The following is a 19,236-nucleotide window of genomic DNA, read 5'->3' on the forward strand; positions in this document are numbered from 1 at the left end:
TGCGGATTTAAAACACAAGCATGGCCTGCGCTGGACAACCCTACGGGGTAAGAAAAAATTGTCCATGCAGGCGATGCTTGTTTTCACTGCCATGAATCTCAAAAAGCTGGCGAATTGGACTTGGAAAAGTCCAATTCGCCAGCATTCTCATCGAAAAAACAGAATAAATTGGACAAAAATAGGTCGGATTATAAAAATCCGACCTATTTTGTCAACAGTCTGCAAGCCGCCGTATCCGGCGGCTTTTTTCGTTCATTTTAAACCGTCCAAAATAATAAAACGTTTTTCCTCTTGTATCCGTCATGTCTCCGAAGATTTACTTCACCTGCTTTGGCAGAAAAGGGGTCCAGCCATGAATATGAAAAGAAGCCGTATCCGCCGGCTTGCGATGATATTCGCAGCGATGGCGGCGGGGCTTGCTTCAAGAAAGGCGGCCGATATGCTGCCGGACATCGTGAATGCCTATTTAGGGGATGCGCTGTGGGCGCTGATGATTTTCTTCGGCGCAGGCTTTTTGTTCAAAAACGCGAAGACAGCTTCAGTAGCGCTGATTGCGCTCGCATTTTGTTTTTTAATCGAATGCAGCCAGCTGTATCACGCTCCATGGATTGATGATATCAGAGCCGTTCCGCTCGGCGGACTCATTCTCGGTTATGGATTTTTGTGGAGCGATTTATTGGCTTATGTGCTCGGCGTTTCCGCAGGTGCCGTGGGCGAAGTGCTGTTCCGCAAACGAAAAAGACAGCCGTAACGCTGTCTTTTGGGGAATATTTACGCACTTTGATTTTGAGTCTTTTTACAGTTTAAAACAAACATAGCAAGTCCGATAATAAGAAGGATGGGTCCAATGAGTAAAGCACGGTACAGGCGATTATTTCCTGTATTCGGCAGCGGGTTGCCTCCTGTTTTTTTTGACATGTCCAATGTCTCTATCCTTTTTGGCAGGAGGAGCTGCGGTATTTGTCTCTTCCTTATGATTTTCTACCGCATGCTTTACGATTTGCCCATCTTTTTTGAGTTTCAAATTCGAACGTCTCTTCATTTAAAATAGATCTCTTCGGGGCAATCGTTTCCGTGTGTGTCAAAGCGAGCGATCCCGTTTTCATCGTTTTTTCTCCTTGCAATTTCTGCGCATTTTTCGTTATGACTGTGGCAATAATAAAAAGCCGGCAGCAGAAGAGAAGCGCTAATATTATTCGTTAAGCTGTATGATAACGGTTACTAATGCAGCCAACATCAAAAGAATGATAATGGCGAAATAAGTCCATAGGATGGCAGCGAAGGGGTTGAGCGGCCTTTTTGTACTCTCTTCCCAGTTTGCGTTTTTCGGTTATTGGATTTGAGTTGTGCCAGCTGAAATATATTTAAAAACACAGATATAACTAATGCAACTGCCAAAGATAGATTCAAAGTTTCAACCTCCCTTAAAATAAGTCGAGGAGTCATCCAAGGCAAGCTGACCGTAAATTTCCTCCTCTAAATGAATCATTTCCTTTGTTTTTTTAGAGATGAAAATGGTAATCGTCTTGAACGCTTCCTAAAACCTATTCCATTGCTTTATTAGCCGTTATCTCCCCATATCCTCTTTTTTAGTTTCAGACCGCCGCCCATAAATATTATCCCGTTTTTTAGACAGACTACCTGAATAAAGGAGGCAGGTCATATGAAATTAAGCAACAAACTCATCCTCGGGTTAACGGTTTCGTCACTCGCCGGGAAGTTTCTTGAAAAGCTGCTGATCCAAGACAATGTCAGTCCCAATATTACCGCGTCATTTAATCAAGAAGCAGATATTCCGGATATTGATGCGTCCTCATACATCCATCATTTCGCCTCGGTCATCGGCAGTGTGGTCATCGGGCGCAACGTTTTCATCGGGCCTTTCTCTTCGATCAGAGGGGACACGGGATTAAAAATCTACATCGGCCATGATTGCAATATCCAGGACGGAGTTGTTTTGCACGGATTGAAAAACTATGAGTACAACAGCCCAGTTACTGAACAATCCGTTTTTAAGGATCGTGAATCGTATTCCATTTACATAGGCGAGAAAGTCTCACTTGCCCCGCAATGTCAAATTCACGGTCCCGTACGAATTGACAACAATGTTTTTGTCGGGATGCAAAGCCTTGTTTTTGATGCCTATATCCAAGAGAATACGGTGATTGAACCGGGAGCAACAGTAATCGGTGTTACAATTCCCCCAAAACGGTTTGTTTCGGCGGGTCGTGTGATTTCAAACCAGGAGGATGCCAACCGGCTTCCTGAAATAAGCGATTCTTATCCATATCATGACCTCAACTCGAAAATGACGGCCGTCAATCTTGAATTGGCAAAAGGCTATAAAAAGGAAGCGAGAAAATGGAAACTATGAAAGAAATTTTGGTTGTCTACGGGCGAATCATCACCATCCTTCCGCTTTTATTGGCTGTTACATTGCTAATGGGAAAACGCTCAATCGGCGAAATGCCTGTATTTGATTTTTTAATCATTATTACATTGGGGGCTGTCGTCGGAGCTGACATAGCCGATCCGAGGATTGAACATTTGCATACCGCCGCTGCGGTGGCTGCGATTGCCCTACTGCAAAGACTCGCTTCAAAAATCATGATCAAAAACAGAACACTCGGACGTCTGATTACATTTGAACCGACCATCGTCATCAAAAATGGAACGTTTATTGTCGGCAATTTAAAACGAATCAGATATTCGGTGGATAATGTTCTGCAAATGCTTCGTGAAAAAGATGTTTTCAATGTCAGCGACGTAGAAATGGCGTTTATAGAGGCGAATGGAAATTTAACGGTATACAAAAAGCCAAATAAAATGGAAGTCACGGCTGAAGATATGGGGATTCAAAAAAGCGGCGGCGAATTTTCATATCCGGTCATCATTGAAGGGAAAGTGTACACATCTGTCCTTCACCAATTGAATGTAACGGAAAACTGGCTCAAAAACCAGCTGAAGAAGAAAGGGCTTGAACGAATGGATGAAATCTTTTTCGCTTCGGTTAATCAAAACCATCAACTGCATGTTTCACTTGATAATGAAACGGCGAAAATTGAGCCGGAGCTTTTGCATTAAAAGCTCCGGCGGATTTTTTCATCGGCCGTTTTCGGGACAGAAATCGTTGTGAATCATGTAATATTCGAACACCTGCTGCAGCCACTCATCCTCTTCTTTTGTAAAAGGTGAAGAAAACTTCTCTGCCAGCTGCTGCGATTCGATTGTCTCCATCTGTCCTAAAGCCGACAGCACGCCCTCTCCGACAAATTCCAAACTCGTCTTCATATATCGGTCCGCCATTTCCTGCACTTCGGGGTCATCAACCGGTTTTCCCATGAGCCGCTTGGCTTCCTTAGATAAACGAACATACTCTTGATCCAATTTGGCCATCTCATCTTCTGATTTGCCGAATACATCATCGGCAAAACGTTTGGACACCTGCTGTTCAAGCCATATGCGCTGCTCCTTCTCAGTCTGGATGCTGTTCAGCAGGCTCATGAAAACAGAACTGTCGATTTCCTCTTCCTCCTCCAGAAGACCGATTGTCCTGTTTATCGCTTTCAGCCCTGTTTCAATATGTTCCTTTTTCTCCTCCAGCACCTTTTTCTGCTCCTGCAGCGCCTCAATCAGACCGGCATCAAAGCATGCATCCTTCATGAAAGCGCGAATTTGTTCAAGACTGTACCCGAGAAACTTAAAACATGTGATTTTCTGCAACTCTCTCGCATCTCTGTCTGTGTAGAAACGGCGGCCTGTTCCCGGCTGTTTTTCAGGCTTCAACAGGCCGATTTCATCGTAATAGTGGAGCGTCCGAATGGATGTCCCTGTCATTTCTGAAAAAACACCGATTGGATAATATCCGTCATTTTCCATAAAAATCCCCTCCAACTGACGATTTATTCCTATCATAACGCCTCACGCTGCTGGAGGTGCAAGCTTATTTTTCGCAGACTCGTGATTTTTCCAAAAGGTACGGGACAATCAACTCCAGTTTTTAATCCGGCGGAGTCTCCCCGATTAAGTTCTGCAAATCTTTTTTCACATTCCCAGCATCCGTTCCGATCACAATCTGGATATGATGCTGGTCAATTTTGACCACACCGTGCGCTCCTAATTGCTTTAATTGCGCTTCATCCGCCAAGGACGTGTCTTTTAATTTCATTCGCAAACGGGTTATACAGTTTTCGCAAGTCACGACATTCTCACGGCCGCCGATATGCTTAAGAATGCCTGCAGCCATAGACCGATGCAGCCGGTTTCCTTCAGGTGTTTCCTGTTCCCTTCCGATCACCGGAATGTTTCGCTTTATAATCACAAAGTAAAACGTAACATAATAGAGAGCAAAAAAGGCAAGGCCGACGGGTATGATCCATAATCCGCCGTCTGATAAATTAAGGTTCAGCAAATAATCGATTACGCCTGCTCCCCATGAGAAGCCGTGACGAATCCCAAGCAAACAGAGCACCGCTCCGGCAAGTCCCGTATAGACCGAGTGAAGAAAGTACAATAAAGGCGAAGTAAATAAAAACGTGAATTCAACTGGTTCCGTAATCCCGGTGATCAGTGATGTGGCTGCTCCTGAAGACATGAGCGCTTTCGTTTCCTTTTTTCTCGTTCTGGCTGCATGCGCGATTGCCAAAGCGATCGCCGGAATGCCAAACATCATCGTGATAAAAAAGCCGCCGAGAAAGTAGCCGGCTGTCGGGTCTCCATTCAAAAACCGCGTAATTTCCCCTGTCACCGCTTCGCCGGATGCCGTCTCATAGCGCCCAAGCCCAAAATAAATATACGTATTCATGACATGGTGAAGGCCGAACGGCAGCAAAAACCGATTCAGAAATCCGAATACAAACACCCCGAAAGCGCCAAGACCTACAAGCGACTGGCTAAAAGTGTCGATCGCCGCTTCTGCATAAGGCCAGACGATTGAAAAAAAGCCTGCCACCGGAATCGTCACCAATACGATCATCGTAATCGGAAACTTCTCTCCGCCAAAAAATGAAAACATGCTTGGCAGTTTCGTATGTTGAAACCGGTTATAAATGAAAGCCGCCATCAGGCCGGCGAGCACCCCGCCGAAGACGCTCATATCAAGATCAGGATTCAAGATGCCGAGCCCCTCTTTTAATACGGTTATCGCCAAATATCCTGTCAGCGCAGGAATTCCTTTATCTTTTGAACGGGCAAAGCCCATGGCGATGCCGATTGCGATCAGGACATCCATATTGTTCAATATCACGCCTGACGCTTGAAAAAGCGGTATATTCAGCATATCTTCCGCAGAAAGACGCAGCAGCAGGCCGGCGATCGGAAGAACGGTAATCGGAATCAGCAAAGACTTTCCCAGCAGCTGAAAAATATGTTTCATTTCGGCATTCTCCTTATGTCAAATTCCTAAATGATACGAGCTGGACATCAGTAAGCTTATTCAAACGGATGACAACGTCCGGATCGGTTAAAAATTCAAGTTCATCGACTCTCGGATAAGTATAAGAAGAGTTCGTCAAAAGCTCCTTATCGATGTATGCCGGGTGGGTCATGACCTCCACGGTATCATGCTCTTCAAACAGTTCAGAGACGGCTTCTTCATCCTTTAAAGCCGCTTCGAGGACAGGTAAAAAAAAGTCTGTTGTCTTCACTCCTTTTTCCGTGATCACAGCACTCTCCATATTGCGCCTGACAGGCAAACGGTACTCTTTGGCGAGCGTCAAAAATGCGTCTGAGATGGCCGGGGAAGCGTTGATGTGATGGTGGCTGTCCAAATGATCGGGTTCCAAGCCCATGTTGATGCATGTTTCAATCTGCGCTTTCCACTCGCGGTATACTTCATCAGTATCAATTGTAAAAGCACCTTGATAAAATGCGAGATTGCGAAAATTCCCCTTTGCATCGACGATCGTCCGGTGATCAGACAAAAGCGGCCTTCCGCAGGTCAGCACCAAATGTACGCCGATCCCGAGCCCGGGCGATTCGCGAGCCAGCCGCGCCGCATGACCTGCGCCCGGCATATTTGTCATGAACGTCGCTGATGTTAAAATCCCCAGCTTATAGGCATCAATAATTCCATAGTTCACGCCTCTTGAATATCCAAAATCATCAGCATTGATAATCAGTTTTTTCATCCATCCAATACCCCTTATCAGTCTTTTTTTAAAAAAATATGCGGAGACGTACCGTTTTACCCTAAATAGAAAACGACAAAAGCTACTAGTAAAAACTGATTTTGGTAGATTGACAAAAGCTACTGAAGTCTTTTAAACTATTTTTCATATATTTTTAAAAACTCTAAAAAAGGAGGCCGGGGTCTCAAACGACAGATCCTCAACAATGAGATGACCAATCCGATCCAATCGATTTTAGAACAATTTCCTATCATCACACTTGACGGCGCGATGGCCACCGAGCTTGAACGGTACGGCTGTGATTTGAACGACAGCCTGTGGTCTGCAAAAATGCTCATCGAAAACCCCGAGCTTATCAAACAAGTGCATCTGGATTATTTCCGTGCGGGCGCCGATTGCGCGATGACAGCCAGCTATCAGTCGACGGTTGAAGGTTTCACAAAACGCGGCCTCAGTGAACAAGAAGCGCTCCACCTTATCCGGGAGTCTGTACGTCTTGCTGTAGAAGCACGCGATGAATTTTGGGCGGTTCCGGAAAACCGCAAAGGCCGGCCCAAACCGTTTGTAGCCGCTTCAGTAGGCCCTTACGGCGCTTTTTTAGCGGATGGTTCCGAATATCGGGGGGATTATGACGTCACAGAAGACGAATTGGCCGATTTTCACAGGCAGCGAATGGCCGCTTTAATCGATGCAGGCGCCGATATGTTAGCCTGTGAAACAATACCGTGCCTTTCAGAAGCAAAAGCAATCGTTCATTTATTGAAAGAATTCCCTGACACACATGCGTGGATCAGTTTCAGCGCTAAAGACGGACGTCATATCAGCGACGGCACGAAAGCCGGCGAATGCGCGAAATGGCTCGATCAGCATGACCAGGTTGCGGCAGTTGGCGTAAACTGTACGCGGCTGGAGCATGTCTCTTCGCTCATTGGCGGCATCAAAAAGCATACAGCTAAACCGATTATCGTCTATCCGAATTCCGGTGAACAGTATGATCCGGAGACAAAAACATGGCATGGTGCGGCATGCAAAGCTTCCTTCGGAGAAAGCGCCCGCAGCTGGTACAACCAAGGAGCACAGCTGATCGGCGGCTGCTGCAGAACAACACCTGAAGACATAAAAGCCGTCGCCGACTGGGCGAGAAAGCTGGAGATATGATGGAACAGTCAAACAACAATCGTCAGAACTTTCAAAGAAAAATGCAAACGAGACACCTGATCATGCTCTCCTTGGGAGGCGTTATCGGCACGGGTCTTTTCTTAAGTTCCGGTTATACGATCTCACAGGCGGGTCCTGCCGGAACGATTTTAGCCTACTTAGTCGGGGCTCTGATCGTCTACCTTGTCATGCTCTGCCTCGGCGAATTATCGGTCGCCATGCCTGTGACCGGATCGTTTCATATGTATGCCTCTAAATTCATCGGGCCGGGCACCGGATTCACCGTCGCCTGGCTTTACTGGCTGACCTGGGCTGTCGCGCTGGGTTCGGAATTTACCGCTGCCGGGTTATTAATGCAGCGCTGGTTCCCCGATACTTCGGTGTGGATGTGGAGCGCGGTTTTCGCTGCACTGATTTTCGTGTTCAATGCTGTCTCAGTGAGATTTTTTGCCGAGTCCGAATTTTGGTTTTCGAGCATTAAAGTGCTTGCCATTATATTGTTTATTATTTTAGGCGGAGCGGCGATATTCGGCATCATCCCGCTACAAAATACAGATTCCGCACCGCTTCTTTCAAACTTTGCAGGAGAAGGCGGGCTCTTTCCGAACGGTTTCCTTCCAATTTTTATGGCGATGCTCTCCGTGAATTTTGCGTTTTCGGGTACGGAGCTGATCGGGATTGCCGCCGGAGAAAGCGCCGAACCGGAAAAGAACATTCCAAAAGCGATCAAGACAACACTCTGGAGACTGGTGCTTTTCTTCATCGGAACGATTTTCGTGCTCTCATGCCTCATTCCGGTCAAAGAAGCCGGTGTGATCAAAAGCCCGTTCGTCGTCGTTTTTGACCGTATCGGTGTTCCATACGCGGCCGACATTATGAATTTTGTGATTCTGACGGCTCTGCTTTCCGCGGCCAACTCAGGCTTATATGCTTGCTCCCGGATGCTCTGGTCACTGTCAAAAGAAAAAACGTTACACCCCGTTTTTCAAAAGCTGACTTCACGGGGAATTCCGTTGAACGCGCTGATTTTCAGTATGATCGGCGGCATTCTGTCGCTGCTCTCCAGTGTTTTTGCACCTGATTCCGTCTATATCGTTCTTGTATCAATTTCAGGCTTTGCCGTTGTTGCCGTCTGGATGAGCATTGCAGCCTCGCAGTTCATGTTCCGCAGACGCTTTTTGGCTGAAGGAAACACCGCAGACGGCTTAAAATACCGGACACCGTTTTATCCGGCAGTACCGATTGCCGCTTTTCTATTATGTCTGGCATCCTGCATCGGCATTGCCTTTGATCCGAACCAAAGAATCGCCCTTTTTTGCGGTGTTCCATTTATGGCGTTATGCTATATCATCTACTATGCAAGAAACAGAAAGAATGGCGGAAAAATGTCTGAGCCCGTTAAAAAAGCAAGTTTGCATGTTTCGTTTTCTGAATACGAGGAAAAGAAAAACTAAAATCTCGTATAAAGGAGCGAATTGTTATGGAACATGTGAAAGCCCTTGCCATTAAAGGCATCATGACAATTGTGATACTGTACCTTGTTCTCGGGCTCGGGTTTAGTTTCAGTTTTGAAAACACCCTCTTCATCACAATTGTTCTTGGCGCGGTATCCTATTTGCTGGGTGATTTGTTTATTTTGCCGAAGACCAATAACATCACAGCCACTTTAGCCGATTTAGGCGTCGCTTTTCTTGTCGTTTGGCTGATGGCTCTTGCGACGGGAACGGCTGCAAACACCGCTGCATTGGCCGCGTTTTTTGCAGCAGTCGCTATGGCAATCGGTGAATACATTTTCCATTTTTACTTGATGAATAAAGGCCTTGGCTCTCCCAACCGCAGAATGGAAACGAGAACGGAATAATATATAAAAAAACGTCCAGCAAACTGGACGTTTTTTAATCAAGAATAGAGATTTTCCCAATACGGCCGCACTCTTCTGCAAACCAGATCGATTGGGCTGGTCCGGCCGCTATCCCGTGCGGTTCAGACTCGGCCGTCGGAATTGGATATTCCGTAATATCCCCGTTGACTGTAATGCGGCCGATTTGACCCGCACCCCATTCCGTAAACCACAGGGCACCATCGCCGCCGGCGGTAATCGCGTGCGGGCGGGCATTGGCTGTCGGAAGCGGGTATTCGCTGATCTTCCCTGAGACCGCAATTCTCCCAATTTGATTTCCGTTTATTTCTGTAAACCACAAAGCTCCGTCCGGGCCTGCAGTGATTCCGACCGGTCCGGATTGTTCTCCAGGAAGCGGGTACTCGCTGATGTCTCCATCTGCCGTTATTCGCCCGATGGAGCCGCTTTGATTTTGTGTAAACCAGAGTGCATCGTCTGCTCCCCTTGTAATAAATGACGGGAAGGCTCCCGGTTTGGGCAGTTTATATTCAGTGATTTCGCCTGAAGATGACAGCCTGCCGATTTGATGTCCGGCCATATCGGTATACCACATGGCATCGTCACAGCCTACGGCGATCCCAAACGGGGCAGTACCTAGAGGAAGGGCATACTCGGTTATTTCCCCTTGAGGCGTCATTTTTCCGATTTTCCCCGCTTTATACTCCGTAAACCATAGCTCACCGCTAATCCCGGGAGTAATAATCGAGGCGCCTGCGCTCTTCGTCGGAATCGTATATTCGGTAATATCTCCAGACTCTGTGAGCATACCAATCCGGTTTCCCTTTTGTTCAGTAAACCAAATGCGCCCGTTTGCACATACGGCGATCCCGTACGGCCCCGACTCGGGGTTGGGAACATGATATTCAGTCATGCGAATCTGCATGAGCGACCCTCCCTTTATTCCATTTTCCTTGAGCATCTGACCTTTCAGAACGCTCCCAGGCATTTCTCATTTTCATGTTACCTCAGGCGGAGCATACAGTGAAACAGAAAGTTCCATTAAATATAAACTGTACAGGCATGCTCTAGTATCATAAGATTGTTTTAAAGCATAAACTTATTTTTCTATATATGGTTCAATAAGGAACCGTCTGCCAGATCTTATCATTTTGAAATATATTCATATTATCGCCCTATCAATTCATTGGTGACGGCATACTTTGTGTATAAAGGCAACCGCTGTCTCAGGCGGACCAAAACAAAGAAAGAAGTGGATGTGTTCTGCATGTTTGAAGATGAGAGACTGAATCGCTTGATTTACCTTTATACCCCTCTTTTTGCGAAAGATTTTCCGATCATTCTGTTCTGGATTCCAAAAAGCGGCTGCACGACGCTGAATCGCTGGTTCTTTTTCCAAAACGGACTGATTGAAGATGTTGGCCGAAGATGCGCGGGGGAGGTTCATCACTACAGAAATACGATCTATACGCAGCAGCCGGATTATGTGAAGGATCTTCTGGCAGAATTAAGAGAGGGAAAAAAGGACACTTACAAGCTTGTGCGCAACCCTTTCCGGAGAGCAGTCAGTTCCTTTCTGGCGGCAATTTGCTCCCCGAATTTTATCTGTCTGTTCAACAGTGACATGAAAACAGGGCTGTCTTTCACCCAATTCTTGCATCATTTAAAAGATTTGGGGCCGGAAATCAGCGCCATTGACCGGCACCTTGGTCCTCAGTATCTCGAAGGAGAAGAAGAGTTTGTCACCAATTATATTTACCTCGAGCAATTCAGCGCGCAAATCAGAGAGATTGAAAACAAATACAAATTATTGAAATCTCCGATATCACAGCTGTCGAAATCACCGCACCATCTTTCCGATACTATGCTCAAAAAAGGAAAATTCGCGGACACCGTTTTCACCATGTCATCCTTCGACTGGGTGTTACCGACTTTTGAGAGCTTTTACAATGACGAAACAAAAGAGCTGGTGCAGGATATTTTTGCGAAGGACTTCGAAGTCTACGGCTTTGATCCGAAACATATCAAGTAAACCGGAACTCGGCCATCACATTACGATCTCCTTTCAATTCGATTACATTTTGGAAAATTGATTCCAAATGGTTTCTTTTTTAGAGCCGATCGTTTAGAATGCCCACTAAAGGTCATTTTAAGATTCACTTCTGTTTGAAGAAAGGAGATATATTATGAAAAAAGGCATATCATCTCTCATGATCGGATTATTGGCTGTCGTATTGGGCGCCTGCACTTCAAATCATGATGATCAGCAATCCAAGGCAAACAATCAAGAAAAAACAGCCCAAAGCGGGCAGCAGGATCAAGAAAAGCAAATGAAAGCCATTCAGAAAAAGCTTGATCAGCAAAAAGTCGATGAAACAAAAACAGTGGCTGTCGTTAACGATGAAAAGATCACAGGCAAGGACTATAACAGCGTATTATCAACCGCACAAATGCAGTATCAGCAAACAGGACAGGATCCGACTTCAAAAGATGCGGCACAGCAAATCAAAAAGCAGGCCATCGACAGCCTGGTCGGACAGGCTTTAATTACCCAAGAAGCGGACAAAAAAGGCTACAAAGCATCTGAGAAAGAAATTGAAAAACAGCTGGACGAAAGCAAAAAGCAGTATAAAAATGAACAAGATTTTGAGGAAGCTGTCAAGAAAGCCGGCTTAAACATGAACACGCTGAAAAGTGACATTGCCGACAATATCAAAACAGAAAAATATATTGACAAAGAACTGCCGGCAGATCAGGTCACAGACAAAGAAATCAAAGATTACTATGATCAATTTGCCGCACAGCAAAAAGACAGCGGACAGAAAAACACACCTGCGTTTGACGATGTCAAGAAACAAATCCAAGACATGCTCAAACAGCAAAAAAGACAGGAAAAACTCGGACAGCAGGTTGAAAAACTGAAAAAAAGCGCCGATGTGAAAGTGGAAATTTAACAAAGTCAGCCATCCGTTACAGGATGGCTGACTCGTTTTATTTATCAGGTTTATTCAAGCGACTCTATCGCCGCCATCACATCAGCTTCATGAAAAGATCCCATCAAACATAAAGATTCATCCGGCCGCACGGCATGAGCGGCAACGGTCCGTTTTGCCTCTTCAACGTTTTCTAAAATGCCTAAATCGCTAAGTCTTCTCGGAAAACCGAGCCCTTCATAAAAGGGAATCAGTTCGGCAATTTCATCTGTCCGTCCTTCTAAAGCAAGCTGCACGAGTATCCCGTAGGCTACCTTTTGGCCATGCAGCACACGATGGGTTTCGGGGATGAACGTTAAGCCGTTGTGAATGGCATGGGCTCCGGCCATTCTGCCATAGCGTCCCGCATATCCGCCTACTGTGCCAGCCAGCGCGATAACCGCTTCGAGGACATGTGCGAAAGATGAGGAGGTTTCGCCTTTTTCAAGACTTTCTATGGCTTTCAGACTTTCTGTCAACAAAATATCCCGAATATAGACAGACTGCCTCAGCCCTGTCTGAACCATGATGGAAAGCGAATCGGCCGTATTTCTGATGATCGCTTCGGCCTCATACCATTTCGCCAGCGTATCACCGATTCCGCTTTTCACATAAGCGACCGGCGAAGAAAGGAGAAGCAGCGGATCGACCAGCGTCAAATAGCTTGAGCGCTTATGGTATTGGACGCCCGAAAAGTTGCCGTCATCATCATAGATCACGCTTAACGGCGTGCTTGCCGCGCATGTTCCCGGGATCGTCGGAATCATCATGACTTCAATGTTCAACAAATCGGCGGCTGCCTTCGCCGTATCTAAGACGGTTCCCCCGCCTATCCCGATGATGACATCTGCCGATTCTGCTGCTTCTGCTGCTTTTTTAATCTTATTTAGGGAACTGCAGCCCGTATGCTGAACGACTTTCCAATCGTTTGGAGGCGTTGTATAACTCGTAAAAGCTTTAAACGATTTGACTCCAGTAATGATGACGGGCCGTTCGAATACATTCGCAAATGACGGCAGTTCTTTCGCGATCCCCTCTCTGCAAACGTACTGGTTCGGACCGCTTCTGACAATATCTTCAGGCTGCATATTTCCCACTCCTTCTATTATTTTCTAATATTTATCATCTCACTTTCTAACAAGATGTCAAACGATATCACAAACCGGTCACCGGTTTCTTTCTGAATTAAGCAAGACTCTCTTCCTTCCCATTCAAGCTCAAACAGCTGTTCCAAATGAAATATTCCGTGCGGAAAGCTTCCGGTATACAAAGCTGACGCGGCTGCAGCGGCTGTCTGTGCGGTAATGAATGATTCATTTTCGCCGAACAGCGCGATGCCTGTCCCGGCGCTCCGGCCGTTTTTCAATCCTTCAGCATCCACCTTTACCGCGTATTGCGCTGATCCGATGTTGAGCGCCCCCAGCATACGGACCGCCAGATTTCGAATTCCCTTATTGTTTAAGAGCTTGACTGCGCCGATTTTTTGCATGGCCGCAATCAGCACAGTGGCAGGCCTTGGATCAAAGCAAAGCCGGGTAGAAACAGAAGGGACGGCTAATGTGCCTGGCAATGTCACCTGATCGGAAAAAGGAAACCGGTAGGCTGTCCGGCGCCCCAATCGCCCGCCGAAGTTTGTCCGCCGGCCGTCTGTAAAACTGCTGACTTCCATCAAGCGTCCATTTTCTTTCACATCATACACCGTATTCAGATGGTCAACTGTCCACTCGATCGCCGCTTTTCCGTGGCTGTCACCTAAACCGAGCATGATCGCAATATCAATCCGACTCGTTTCATCGAGAGCCTGGGCGGCTTTCTGCGCAAGTAAATTGGTAAGCCCCGGAGCCAGGCCGACGCTTAATAATCCCGTGCCGCGGCATGCTTTGTCATTCAGCTGTTCAAGCTGAGCCAAAAATGAACCGTTCGCCGTAATGTCGATATAATCCGTGCCGCTCGCCAGACAAGCCTCTGCCAACTCAGTGTTTTCCTGATCGATGCACACGATCACCAGCTTCGTCGTCTTGAGCCAATCCCAGTCAGCCGGTGCATCTCTGTTGAAACGCATCGGCTTCACTTGGCCGCCCGTTTCCTGACTAAAACGCTCGGCGTGATCCAGGTTTCTTCCGGCAGCATACACACGGCCCGGATATTTTCCCCCGAGACTCCGGCAGATTTGGGCGCCGACATGACCGTACCCGCCGATCACGACAATATGTTTCTTCATTGTTTGCCGCCTCCTTTCACAGCAAACCAGCCGTCGATTACATAAGCGCTGAAAAATCTCGTTGCGTTTGTAAAGCCTGCTTTGCCGAGCAGATCCTCCACCTCTGAAGCCGGCACCGGATGAGAGCGGCTGCCGATTGAAGCGGAAAAGCTCTCCCATTCCTGTTCAGAAATCCCGCCTGCCAGCATATGCTCCTTCCAGGCACACATCTGCCACTTGAATGCCTCTGACGTCATGTCGCCTTGAATGGCCGCAATGAAAAATGGAGCGCCATCCGCCAATCTTGAGGCGATCTGCTGCAAAAATTCAAGCTTATGGCGGACAAAGTGAAGCACAAGCATGCATGTCGCAGCATCATATTGAAATCCGCACTCAAGCTGCTGTACTTCTCCTTCAATCAGATCGGCTTGAAGCTGAATTCCGGCGAGCTCCAGCCTTTTTCTCGCCAAACCGAGCATGCTGGCAGACGGATCGACTCCTGTAAATGACCAATTCGGGTGTCTTTTTGCAAGCGTCACGAGCTCCTGCCCACCTCCGGCCCCGACGACCATCACATTAGCCGCATCTTCAGAAAGCCGGACCGTCAACAAGCGATCCATCATATCGTAGAGCATTTCATAGCATGGGATTTTTAAAGGGATTTTCTTTTCGTATTGATAGACATCAGGATGATTCCAGTCCATGTTCATGACAAGCCGTTCTCCTTTTAGTAAAATTAATTAAGAATTGTTCTCAATTATAAAGGAGTTTCAACAAACCACCATCCCTTAAACCTGGGATTTTTAAAGAGGAGGACCGACATGAACCGGCCGTTAAAAGACATACTGAACGAACTGCAGCGCACAACCCGTTCTTCGCCCCAATATATCGAAGCCATGCTGTCTGCATTAAAACAGGCGATTCCGTTTGATGCATCATGCTGCACGGCTGTAGACCCCAAGACCTTACTGTCCATCGGAGCCGTCACAGACGATCAAATTGAAGCGATCCATCCGCAATTATTCGAGCTTGAGTACACGCAGGAGGATGTGAATCGATTCGAAGCCTTAATTCATGCACGGCAGACAGCGGCTATATTAAGTGAATCGGTCAAAGGAGACTTCCGGCAAAGCAAACGCTACAGCAACATTCTTGGGCCTGCAGGCTATGAAGATGAATTGCGCGCCATTCTGCTCAGCAAGGGGGAGTGCCGGGGATACCTTACCCTGTTGAGGAAAAGAGGACAGCCGCTGTTTACAGAAAAGGATAAGAGCTTGCTCGCTTCACTCGCACCGCTTATCGGCCGGCACCTTCAGCAATTCAGACACCACCTGTCAAAAAAAGACGTGTTTCACATGAAACATGTCGGAGGCATTCTGATTTTGTCGGAAGACCTGCAGCCCTTGTCATGCAACCGAGCGGCCCTCCATTGGCTAAATATCTTGCGCGGCTGGGAAAGGATCGGCAGCGATGCCGTGCCGAGACCTGTCCGGGCCGTCTGCACGCGGGCAGCGGCTGAAACTGCCGATCCGGCAAAAACGGTCATCTCGATTCCGGGTCATTCCTGCCTATCCATTAAAGCGAGTCGTTTAGACGGCTTTGGTCCATCAGGCCAGATCGCCGTTTCATTCGAGCCTGCTTCACCGGCAGAAACCATACCGCTGATAGCAGAAGCCTACAACCTGTCCGACCGGGAAAAAGACATCGTGTACCGGGTCATCCGCGGACTTTCAACAAAAGCCATCGGAGACGAATTGCATATATCAGCTTACACCGTTCAAGACCACTTGAAATCGATTTTTTTGAAGACGGGCGCAGGAAACCGGAGGGAGCTGATGTGGAAGCTGCTTGATGATGTGCTGGAGTGAGAATAAGGTGGAAAACTGTTCTCAACTCCGATTCCACAGACAAGACACGCAGTGTTTTTCACTATGTCTTATCTTGGAGGAATGAAGACCAGCAAATTCAGAGGACTTAACTTTTTCTTCATTCCACCCCATCCTGTTCATTGAACAGCTCGTCCAAACGCGCCACAGCATCCTGTTTTTCAAAGGTGCTGAACCATAGGTCGTCATACGAATCCAAAATGCGGTAATGGTGAGAAATCAAGTTTTGCTGAAGGCGAAACTCGCCTTTTTTCTCAATGTCCCGCCACCACACTTTTCCGCCGAGCGTCTTCCCTTTTGGTCTGTCGATGCTTCGGTGAGCGACAGTCTCCACCACCTCAAGGGGCTCATCCCCGAGCACGGCCTGCAGCACCTCACTGTTCCGAAAAAGCGCGCATACCGCGACAACATGCGCCCACCCCGCTGCCGACCTGCCCTTTTCAATTTGCACGAGCGTTTTCTTCGACATCCCGAGCACGTTCGCCATTTTCTCCTGCGTATAGCCGCTTTCCGCACGGATTAATCTTAACTTGGATGAAATGAGTTCGGTTATGTATTCTTTATCCATGGAGGAACCTCCGATGTTCTTTTTAGTGTAATATTACACTAAAAGTTACAATGGTTCAATTTTTATGACCCTGTAATTGCTGTCAGTTTAACACTCTCCTTATGATCTTCACCATTGTGATTCCATTCCACGACAGCTTCAAATTGCTCATTCTTTTCACAAAAAATACGATTTTTTCATTAAGCAACATCATACAAGAAATTTCTCAAAAACATGATAAACTTAAACATCATCACACCAAGGAGGCCCGACATGCGAAATGAAACCCGCACGCTTTTCCTCGACCCTGATCTAAATGTTGAAGCCTACCGCTTTAAAGGCATTATGCAGAAGTTTCCGAATCACTTTCACGAGTACTTTGTGATTGGTTTTATTGAGAAGGGGCAGCGCTATTTGCTTTGCAAAGGAGAAGAATACATCATTAATCAGGGCGATCTCGTGCTTTTCAATCCTTATGACACGCACAGTTGCGAGCAGATTGACGGAAAGGCGCTCGATTATCGCTGCATAAATGTGATGCCTGACGTTATGAGAAAATTTGTGAAGGAGATCACCGGAACCGACAGCCTCCCATATTTCACGGAAAATGTCTTGTTCCGTCATGAGCTGAACGCCAGCTTGAAGGAGCTTCACATTCAAATATTGCAGAAAGAAAAAGCCTTGAAAAAAGAGGAGCTTTTTCTCAACCTCCTCGAGGAGTTGATTCGGACGTATTCTGATGTTGCGTTTCTCGAAAATGCGCCTGAACCGTCCGACGAAGTCAAAGCGGTGTGCGGTTATTTGGAATCCCATTACCAGGAAAACATTACGCTTGAACATTTAAGCAAGCTGGCAGGCTGGAGCAAGTATCACCTCCTGCGGTCGTTTACGAAGCAGAAAGGAATTTCCCCCTACAGCTACTTGGAAACCGTCCGTATCAATCATGCGAAAAAGCTGTTGGAAGAAGGCGTAAAACCAATCGATGCCGCTTTCCAAACAGGCTTCAGCGATCAGAGCCATATGACGAAATTTTTCAAGCGGCAGGTCGGGCTGACTCCGAAACAATATATGAAAATCTTTGAATATGACAGGCAGGAGATCAAAGGATGAAGACAAGACGCGAAACCGCCGGACACCTCGCAGCTGTTATCACGATCATCATCTGGGGTACCACTTTTGTCTCGACAAAGGTGCTGCTCGAGGATTTTGCGCCCGTAGATATATTGTTTTACCGGTTTCTCATCGGATTGATCGTGCTGATTATGGTGCATCCGCATGTGCTGACATTCCGGAGCTGGAGGCAGGAAGCGCTGTTTGCGGGAGCAGGTTTATGCGGGGTGACGCTTTATTTTCTGTTGGAAAACATCGCGCTTACCCTTACCTACGCCTCAAACGCCGGCATGATCGTCGCAGTTATTCCGATGATCACCGCGGTATTGGCGCATTTTTTCCTTTCGGGCGAAAAGCTGGAGCCCCGTTTCTTCATTGGATTCGCCGCCGCTTTTACAGGACTTGCGCTCATTTTCTTTAACGGACAAATGATGCTCAAGCTGAATCCGCTCGGCGACATTCTTGCTGCTGCCTCTGCATTCGTCTGGGCGGCATATGCGATTTTGATGAAAAAAATCAGCACATTCGGTTATCATACAATCCAATGCACACAGCGGATCTTTCTGTACGGCTTGCTATTCATGGTTCCCGCTCTGTTCCTGTTTGATTTCCGCTTCGACGCAAGCCCTTTAGCCTCCCCCGCCAATTGGCTGAATATCCTGTTCTTAGGTGCGGGCGCTTCTGCGCTTTGCTTTGTGACATGGAACTGGTCGGTCGGTGTGCTTGGGGCGGTAAAAACGAGCGCTTATATCTATATGGTACCCGTCATCACCATTGCCGCATCCGTCGTCATTCTGCAAGAAAAACTGACATGGGTTGCTTTTTGCGGAGGAGCGCTCACATTGGCCGGTCTTTATATTTCTGAAACAAAACCAAAACCTCAGCTGAAGGAGGAACAAATTTGATAGAAGAGACAAAATGCGCATTGATCATCGATGAAAGCCTGCCGCTCGGGCTAATTGCCAATACAGCTGCAATCCTGGGGGCTGCACTCGGCAAAAACAAACCCGGCCTGCTCGGAGAAAATGTAACGGACGGCTCGGGAATCGACCATTTGGGTATCGTCAAACTTCCAATCCCCATTTTAAAAGGCAACGCCGAGCTGCTTCATCAATTAAGACAAAAGCTGTTGACCGACGAATTCAACGATATTCTGACGGTCGATTTCACCGATGTCGCGCAAGGCATTCATACATATGAAAAATTTATTGAAACATTTCAAAGCACCGCAGCTTCCGATTACCGCTATTTTGGAATCGGCGTTTGCGGCGATAAGAAAAAAGTCGCGCGGCTGACAGGAAGCTTGGGGCTGTTGAGATAAACAAAATACGGAAATTGATTTCGCTTCATTTAATGAAGGAGTCAATTTCCGTATTT

General features: G+C 47.0%; 21 protein-coding genes and 1 pseudogene. 13 read left to right on the forward strand and 9 right to left on the reverse strand.

Annotated features, from left to right (window positions below):
• Positions 1-127, forward strand: a pseudogene (locus KI350_RS20680) (transposase); the annotation flags it as partial.
• Positions 128-352: 225 nt separating this feature from the next.
• Positions 353-751, forward strand: coding sequence for a ribosomal maturation YjgA family protein (locus tag KI350_RS20685; protein ID WP_035337363.1), 399 nt, complete (start codon positions 353-355; stop codon positions 749-751).
• Positions 752-971: 220 nt separating this feature from the next.
• On the opposite strand, the gene KI350_RS23275 is transcribed toward KI350_RS20685, so the two are convergent.
• Positions 972-1,106 carry a hypothetical protein gene (locus KI350_RS23275; RefSeq protein ID WP_256164202.1) on the reverse strand — a complete coding sequence of 45 codons (135 nt, stop codon included), beginning with the start codon at positions 1,104-1,106 and terminating at the stop codon, positions 972-974.
• Positions 1,107-1,663: 557 nt separating this feature from the next.
• On the opposite strand from KI350_RS23275, the gene KI350_RS20690 reads away from it, so the two are divergent.
• Positions 1,664-2,374: a gamma carbonic anhydrase family protein gene (locus KI350_RS20690; RefSeq protein ID WP_035337368.1), complete on the forward strand. Its 711-nt coding sequence runs from the start codon at positions 1,664-1,666 to the stop codon at positions 2,372-2,374.
• Positions 2,362-3,084 (forward strand): DUF421 domain-containing protein, encoded by a 723-nt coding sequence (locus KI350_RS20695; protein ID WP_023857748.1) that lies wholly within the window; start codon positions 2,362-2,364, stop codon positions 3,082-3,084. Before KI350_RS20690 ends, KI350_RS20695 begins: the two co-directional genes overlap by 13 nt.
• Positions 3,085-3,102: 18 nt before the next feature.
• Here KI350_RS20695 and KI350_RS20700 read toward each other — a convergent pair whose 3' ends face one another.
• The 3 genes from KI350_RS20700 to chbG all read right to left on the reverse strand — a co-directional run bounded on the left by KI350_RS20700 (position 3,103) and on the right by chbG (position 6,128).
• The gene (locus KI350_RS20700) at positions 3,103-3,879 is read right to left on the reverse strand and encodes a MerR family transcriptional regulator (RefSeq protein WP_025810841.1); all 777 of its coding nucleotides are present in this window, start codon (positions 3,877-3,879) and stop codon (positions 3,103-3,105) included.
• A gap of 121 nt (positions 3,880-4,000) precedes the next feature.
• Positions 4,001-5,374 carry a PTS transporter subunit EIIC gene (locus tag KI350_RS20705; protein WP_025810842.1) on the reverse strand — a complete coding sequence of 458 codons (1,374 nt, stop codon included), beginning with the start codon at positions 5,372-5,374 and terminating at the stop codon, positions 4,001-4,003.
• Between the two features lie 13 nt (positions 5,375-5,387).
• A complete protein-coding gene (chbG, locus tag KI350_RS20710; protein ID WP_043054028.1) occupies positions 5,388-6,128 on the reverse strand; it encodes a chitin disaccharide deacetylase in 741 nt (246 codons plus the stop codon).
• A 210-nt stretch (positions 6,129-6,338) separates the two neighbouring features.
• Between chbG and mmuM the strand changes: the two genes are divergently transcribed.
• Genes mmuM through KI350_RS20725 form a run of 3 tightly spaced genes read left to right on the forward strand, consistent with a single transcriptional unit; the run spans position 6,339 to position 9,147 of the window.
• Positions 6,339-7,286, forward strand: a complete 948-nt coding sequence (gene mmuM, locus KI350_RS20715) for a homocysteine S-methyltransferase (protein WP_023857745.1) — start codon at positions 6,339-6,341, stop codon at positions 7,284-7,286.
• On the forward strand, positions 7,286-8,740 hold the full coding sequence (gene mmuP / locus KI350_RS20720) for an S-methylmethionine permease (protein WP_020449975.1): 1,455 nt from the start codon (positions 7,286-7,288) through the stop codon (positions 8,738-8,740). Before mmuM ends, mmuP begins: the two co-directional genes overlap by 1 nt.
• 26 nt (positions 8,741-8,766) lie before the next feature.
• The gene (locus KI350_RS20725; protein WP_025810846.1) at positions 8,767-9,147 is read left to right on the forward strand and encodes a DUF2512 family protein; all 381 of its coding nucleotides are present in this window, start codon (positions 8,767-8,769) and stop codon (positions 9,145-9,147) included.
• A 34-nt stretch (positions 9,148-9,181) separates the two neighbouring features.
• Here KI350_RS20725 and KI350_RS20730 read toward each other — a convergent pair whose 3' ends face one another.
• A complete protein-coding gene (locus KI350_RS20730) occupies positions 9,182-10,069 on the reverse strand; it encodes a Vgb family protein (protein WP_146875270.1) in 888 nt (295 codons plus the stop codon).
• A gap of 342 nt (positions 10,070-10,411) precedes the next feature.
• Between KI350_RS20730 and KI350_RS20735 the strand changes: the two genes are divergently transcribed.
• Entirely contained in the window at positions 10,412-11,176 is a 765-nt protein-coding gene (locus KI350_RS20735; RefSeq protein WP_059230760.1) for a sulfotransferase family 2 domain-containing protein, read from the forward strand.
• Positions 11,177-11,330: 154 nt separating this feature from the next.
• Positions 11,331-12,098, forward strand: a complete 768-nt coding sequence (locus tag KI350_RS20740; protein WP_059230762.1) for a SurA N-terminal domain-containing protein — start codon at positions 11,331-11,333, stop codon at positions 12,096-12,098.
• Between the two features lie 50 nt (positions 12,099-12,148).
• Here the strand turns inward: KI350_RS20740 and KI350_RS20745 are convergent, their stop codons facing one another.
• Genes KI350_RS20745 through KI350_RS20755 form a run of 3 tightly spaced genes read right to left on the reverse strand, consistent with a single transcriptional unit; the run spans position 12,149 to position 15,026 of the window.
• Positions 12,149-13,204, reverse strand: a complete 1,056-nt coding sequence (locus KI350_RS20745; RefSeq protein ID WP_059230764.1) for an iron-containing alcohol dehydrogenase family protein — start codon at positions 13,202-13,204, stop codon at positions 12,149-12,151.
• Between the two features lie 17 nt (positions 13,205-13,221).
• Positions 13,222-14,337 carry a saccharopine dehydrogenase family protein gene (locus KI350_RS20750; protein WP_059230765.1) on the reverse strand — a complete coding sequence of 372 codons (1,116 nt, stop codon included), beginning with the start codon at positions 14,335-14,337 and terminating at the stop codon, positions 13,222-13,224.
• Positions 14,334-15,026 carry a class I SAM-dependent methyltransferase gene (locus KI350_RS20755; RefSeq protein WP_059230768.1) on the reverse strand — a complete coding sequence of 231 codons (693 nt, stop codon included), beginning with the start codon at positions 15,024-15,026 and terminating at the stop codon, positions 14,334-14,336. Before KI350_RS20755 ends, KI350_RS20750 begins: the two co-directional genes overlap by 4 nt.
• 111 nt (positions 15,027-15,137) lie before the next feature.
• Here KI350_RS20755 and KI350_RS23125 point away from each other — a divergent pair, with 111 nt between their 5' ends.
• Positions 15,138-16,184, forward strand: coding sequence for a helix-turn-helix transcriptional regulator (locus KI350_RS23125; RefSeq protein ID WP_223254830.1), 1,047 nt, complete (start codon positions 15,138-15,140; stop codon positions 16,182-16,184).
• 118 nt (positions 16,185-16,302) lie between these two features.
• Here KI350_RS23125 and KI350_RS20765 read toward each other — a convergent pair whose 3' ends face one another.
• Positions 16,303-16,770 (reverse strand): helix-turn-helix domain-containing protein, encoded by a 468-nt coding sequence (locus KI350_RS20765; RefSeq protein ID WP_025810853.1) that lies wholly within the window; start codon positions 16,768-16,770, stop codon positions 16,303-16,305.
• A gap of 252 nt (positions 16,771-17,022) precedes the next feature.
• Between KI350_RS20765 and KI350_RS20770 the strand changes: the two genes are divergently transcribed.
• From KI350_RS20770 to KI350_RS20780, 3 genes are read left to right on the forward strand one after another with little or no spacing between them, the layout of a single operon-like run.
• Positions 17,023-17,859, forward strand: a complete 837-nt coding sequence (locus KI350_RS20770) for an AraC family ligand binding domain-containing protein (RefSeq protein WP_023857734.1) — start codon at positions 17,023-17,025, stop codon at positions 17,857-17,859.
• Complete coding sequence (locus tag KI350_RS20775) at positions 17,856-18,764, forward strand: DMT family transporter (RefSeq protein ID WP_026580446.1); 909 nt, start codon at positions 17,856-17,858, stop codon at positions 18,762-18,764. The genes KI350_RS20770 and KI350_RS20775 overlap by 4 nt, the downstream gene beginning before the upstream one ends.
• Entirely contained in the window at positions 18,761-19,180 is a 420-nt protein-coding gene (locus tag KI350_RS20780; RefSeq protein ID WP_035400503.1) for a DUF2000 domain-containing protein, read from the forward strand. The genes KI350_RS20775 and KI350_RS20780 overlap by 4 nt, the downstream gene beginning before the upstream one ends.
• Positions 19,181-19,236 lie beyond the last annotated feature (56 nt).

The sequence above is a fragment of the Bacillus sp. J41TS8 genome (assembly GCF_018333035.1).
Lineage (GTDB): Bacteria > Bacillota > Bacilli > Bacillales > Bacillaceae > Bacillus > Bacillus paralicheniformis.

What these genes read in the sequence shown, in the direction of transcription:
- KI350_RS20685 (WP_035337363.1), top strand. Translation starts at nt 353, where the DNA reads ATGAATATGAAAAGAAGCCGTATCCGCCGGCTTGCGATGATATTCGCA.
- KI350_RS23275 (WP_256164202.1), bottom strand. Translation starts at nt 1,106, where the DNA reads ATGAAAACGGGATCGCTCGCTTTGACACACACGGAAACGATTGCCCCG.
- KI350_RS20690 (WP_035337368.1), top strand. Translation starts at nt 1,664, where the DNA reads ATGAAATTAAGCAACAAACTCATCCTCGGGTTAACGGTTTCGTCACTC.
- KI350_RS20695 (WP_023857748.1), top strand. Translation starts at nt 2,362, where the DNA reads ATGGAAACTATGAAAGAAATTTTGGTTGTCTACGGGCGAATCATCACC.
- KI350_RS20700 (WP_025810841.1), bottom strand. Translation starts at nt 3,879, where the DNA reads ATGGAAAATGACGGATATTATCCAATCGGTGTTTTTTCAGAAATGACA.
- KI350_RS20705 (WP_025810842.1), bottom strand. Translation starts at nt 5,374, where the DNA reads ATGAAACATATTTTTCAGCTGCTGGGAAAGTCTTTGCTGATTCCGATT.
- chbG (WP_043054028.1), bottom strand. Translation starts at nt 6,128, where the DNA reads ATGAAAAAACTGATTATCAATGCTGATGATTTTGGATATTCAAGAGGC.
- mmuM (WP_023857745.1), top strand. Translation starts at nt 6,339, where the DNA reads ATGACCAATCCGATCCAATCGATTTTAGAACAATTTCCTATCATCACA.
- mmuP (WP_020449975.1), top strand. Translation starts at nt 7,286, where the DNA reads ATGGAACAGTCAAACAACAATCGTCAGAACTTTCAAAGAAAAATGCAA.
- KI350_RS20725 (WP_025810846.1), top strand. Translation starts at nt 8,767, where the DNA reads ATGGAACATGTGAAAGCCCTTGCCATTAAAGGCATCATGACAATTGTG.
- KI350_RS20730 (WP_146875270.1), bottom strand. Translation starts at nt 10,069, where the DNA reads ATGCAGATTCGCATGACTGAATATCATGTTCCCAACCCCGAGTCGGGG.
- KI350_RS20735 (WP_059230760.1), top strand. Translation starts at nt 10,412, where the DNA reads ATGTTTGAAGATGAGAGACTGAATCGCTTGATTTACCTTTATACCCCT.
- KI350_RS20740 (WP_059230762.1), top strand. Translation starts at nt 11,331, where the DNA reads ATGAAAAAAGGCATATCATCTCTCATGATCGGATTATTGGCTGTCGTA.
- KI350_RS20745 (WP_059230764.1), bottom strand. Translation starts at nt 13,204, where the DNA reads ATGCAGCCTGAAGATATTGTCAGAAGCGGTCCGAACCAGTACGTTTGC.
- KI350_RS20750 (WP_059230765.1), bottom strand. Translation starts at nt 14,337, where the DNA reads ATGAAGAAACATATTGTCGTGATCGGCGGGTACGGTCATGTCGGCGCC.
- KI350_RS20755 (WP_059230768.1), bottom strand. Translation starts at nt 15,026, where the DNA reads ATGAACATGGACTGGAATCATCCTGATGTCTATCAATACGAAAAGAAA.
- KI350_RS23125 (WP_223254830.1), top strand. Translation starts at nt 15,138, where the DNA reads ATGAACCGGCCGTTAAAAGACATACTGAACGAACTGCAGCGCACAACC.
- KI350_RS20765 (WP_025810853.1), bottom strand. Translation starts at nt 16,770, where the DNA reads ATGGATAAAGAATACATAACCGAACTCATTTCATCCAAGTTAAGATTA.
- KI350_RS20770 (WP_023857734.1), top strand. Translation starts at nt 17,023, where the DNA reads ATGCGAAATGAAACCCGCACGCTTTTCCTCGACCCTGATCTAAATGTT.
- KI350_RS20775 (WP_026580446.1), top strand. Translation starts at nt 17,856, where the DNA reads ATGAAGACAAGACGCGAAACCGCCGGACACCTCGCAGCTGTTATCACG.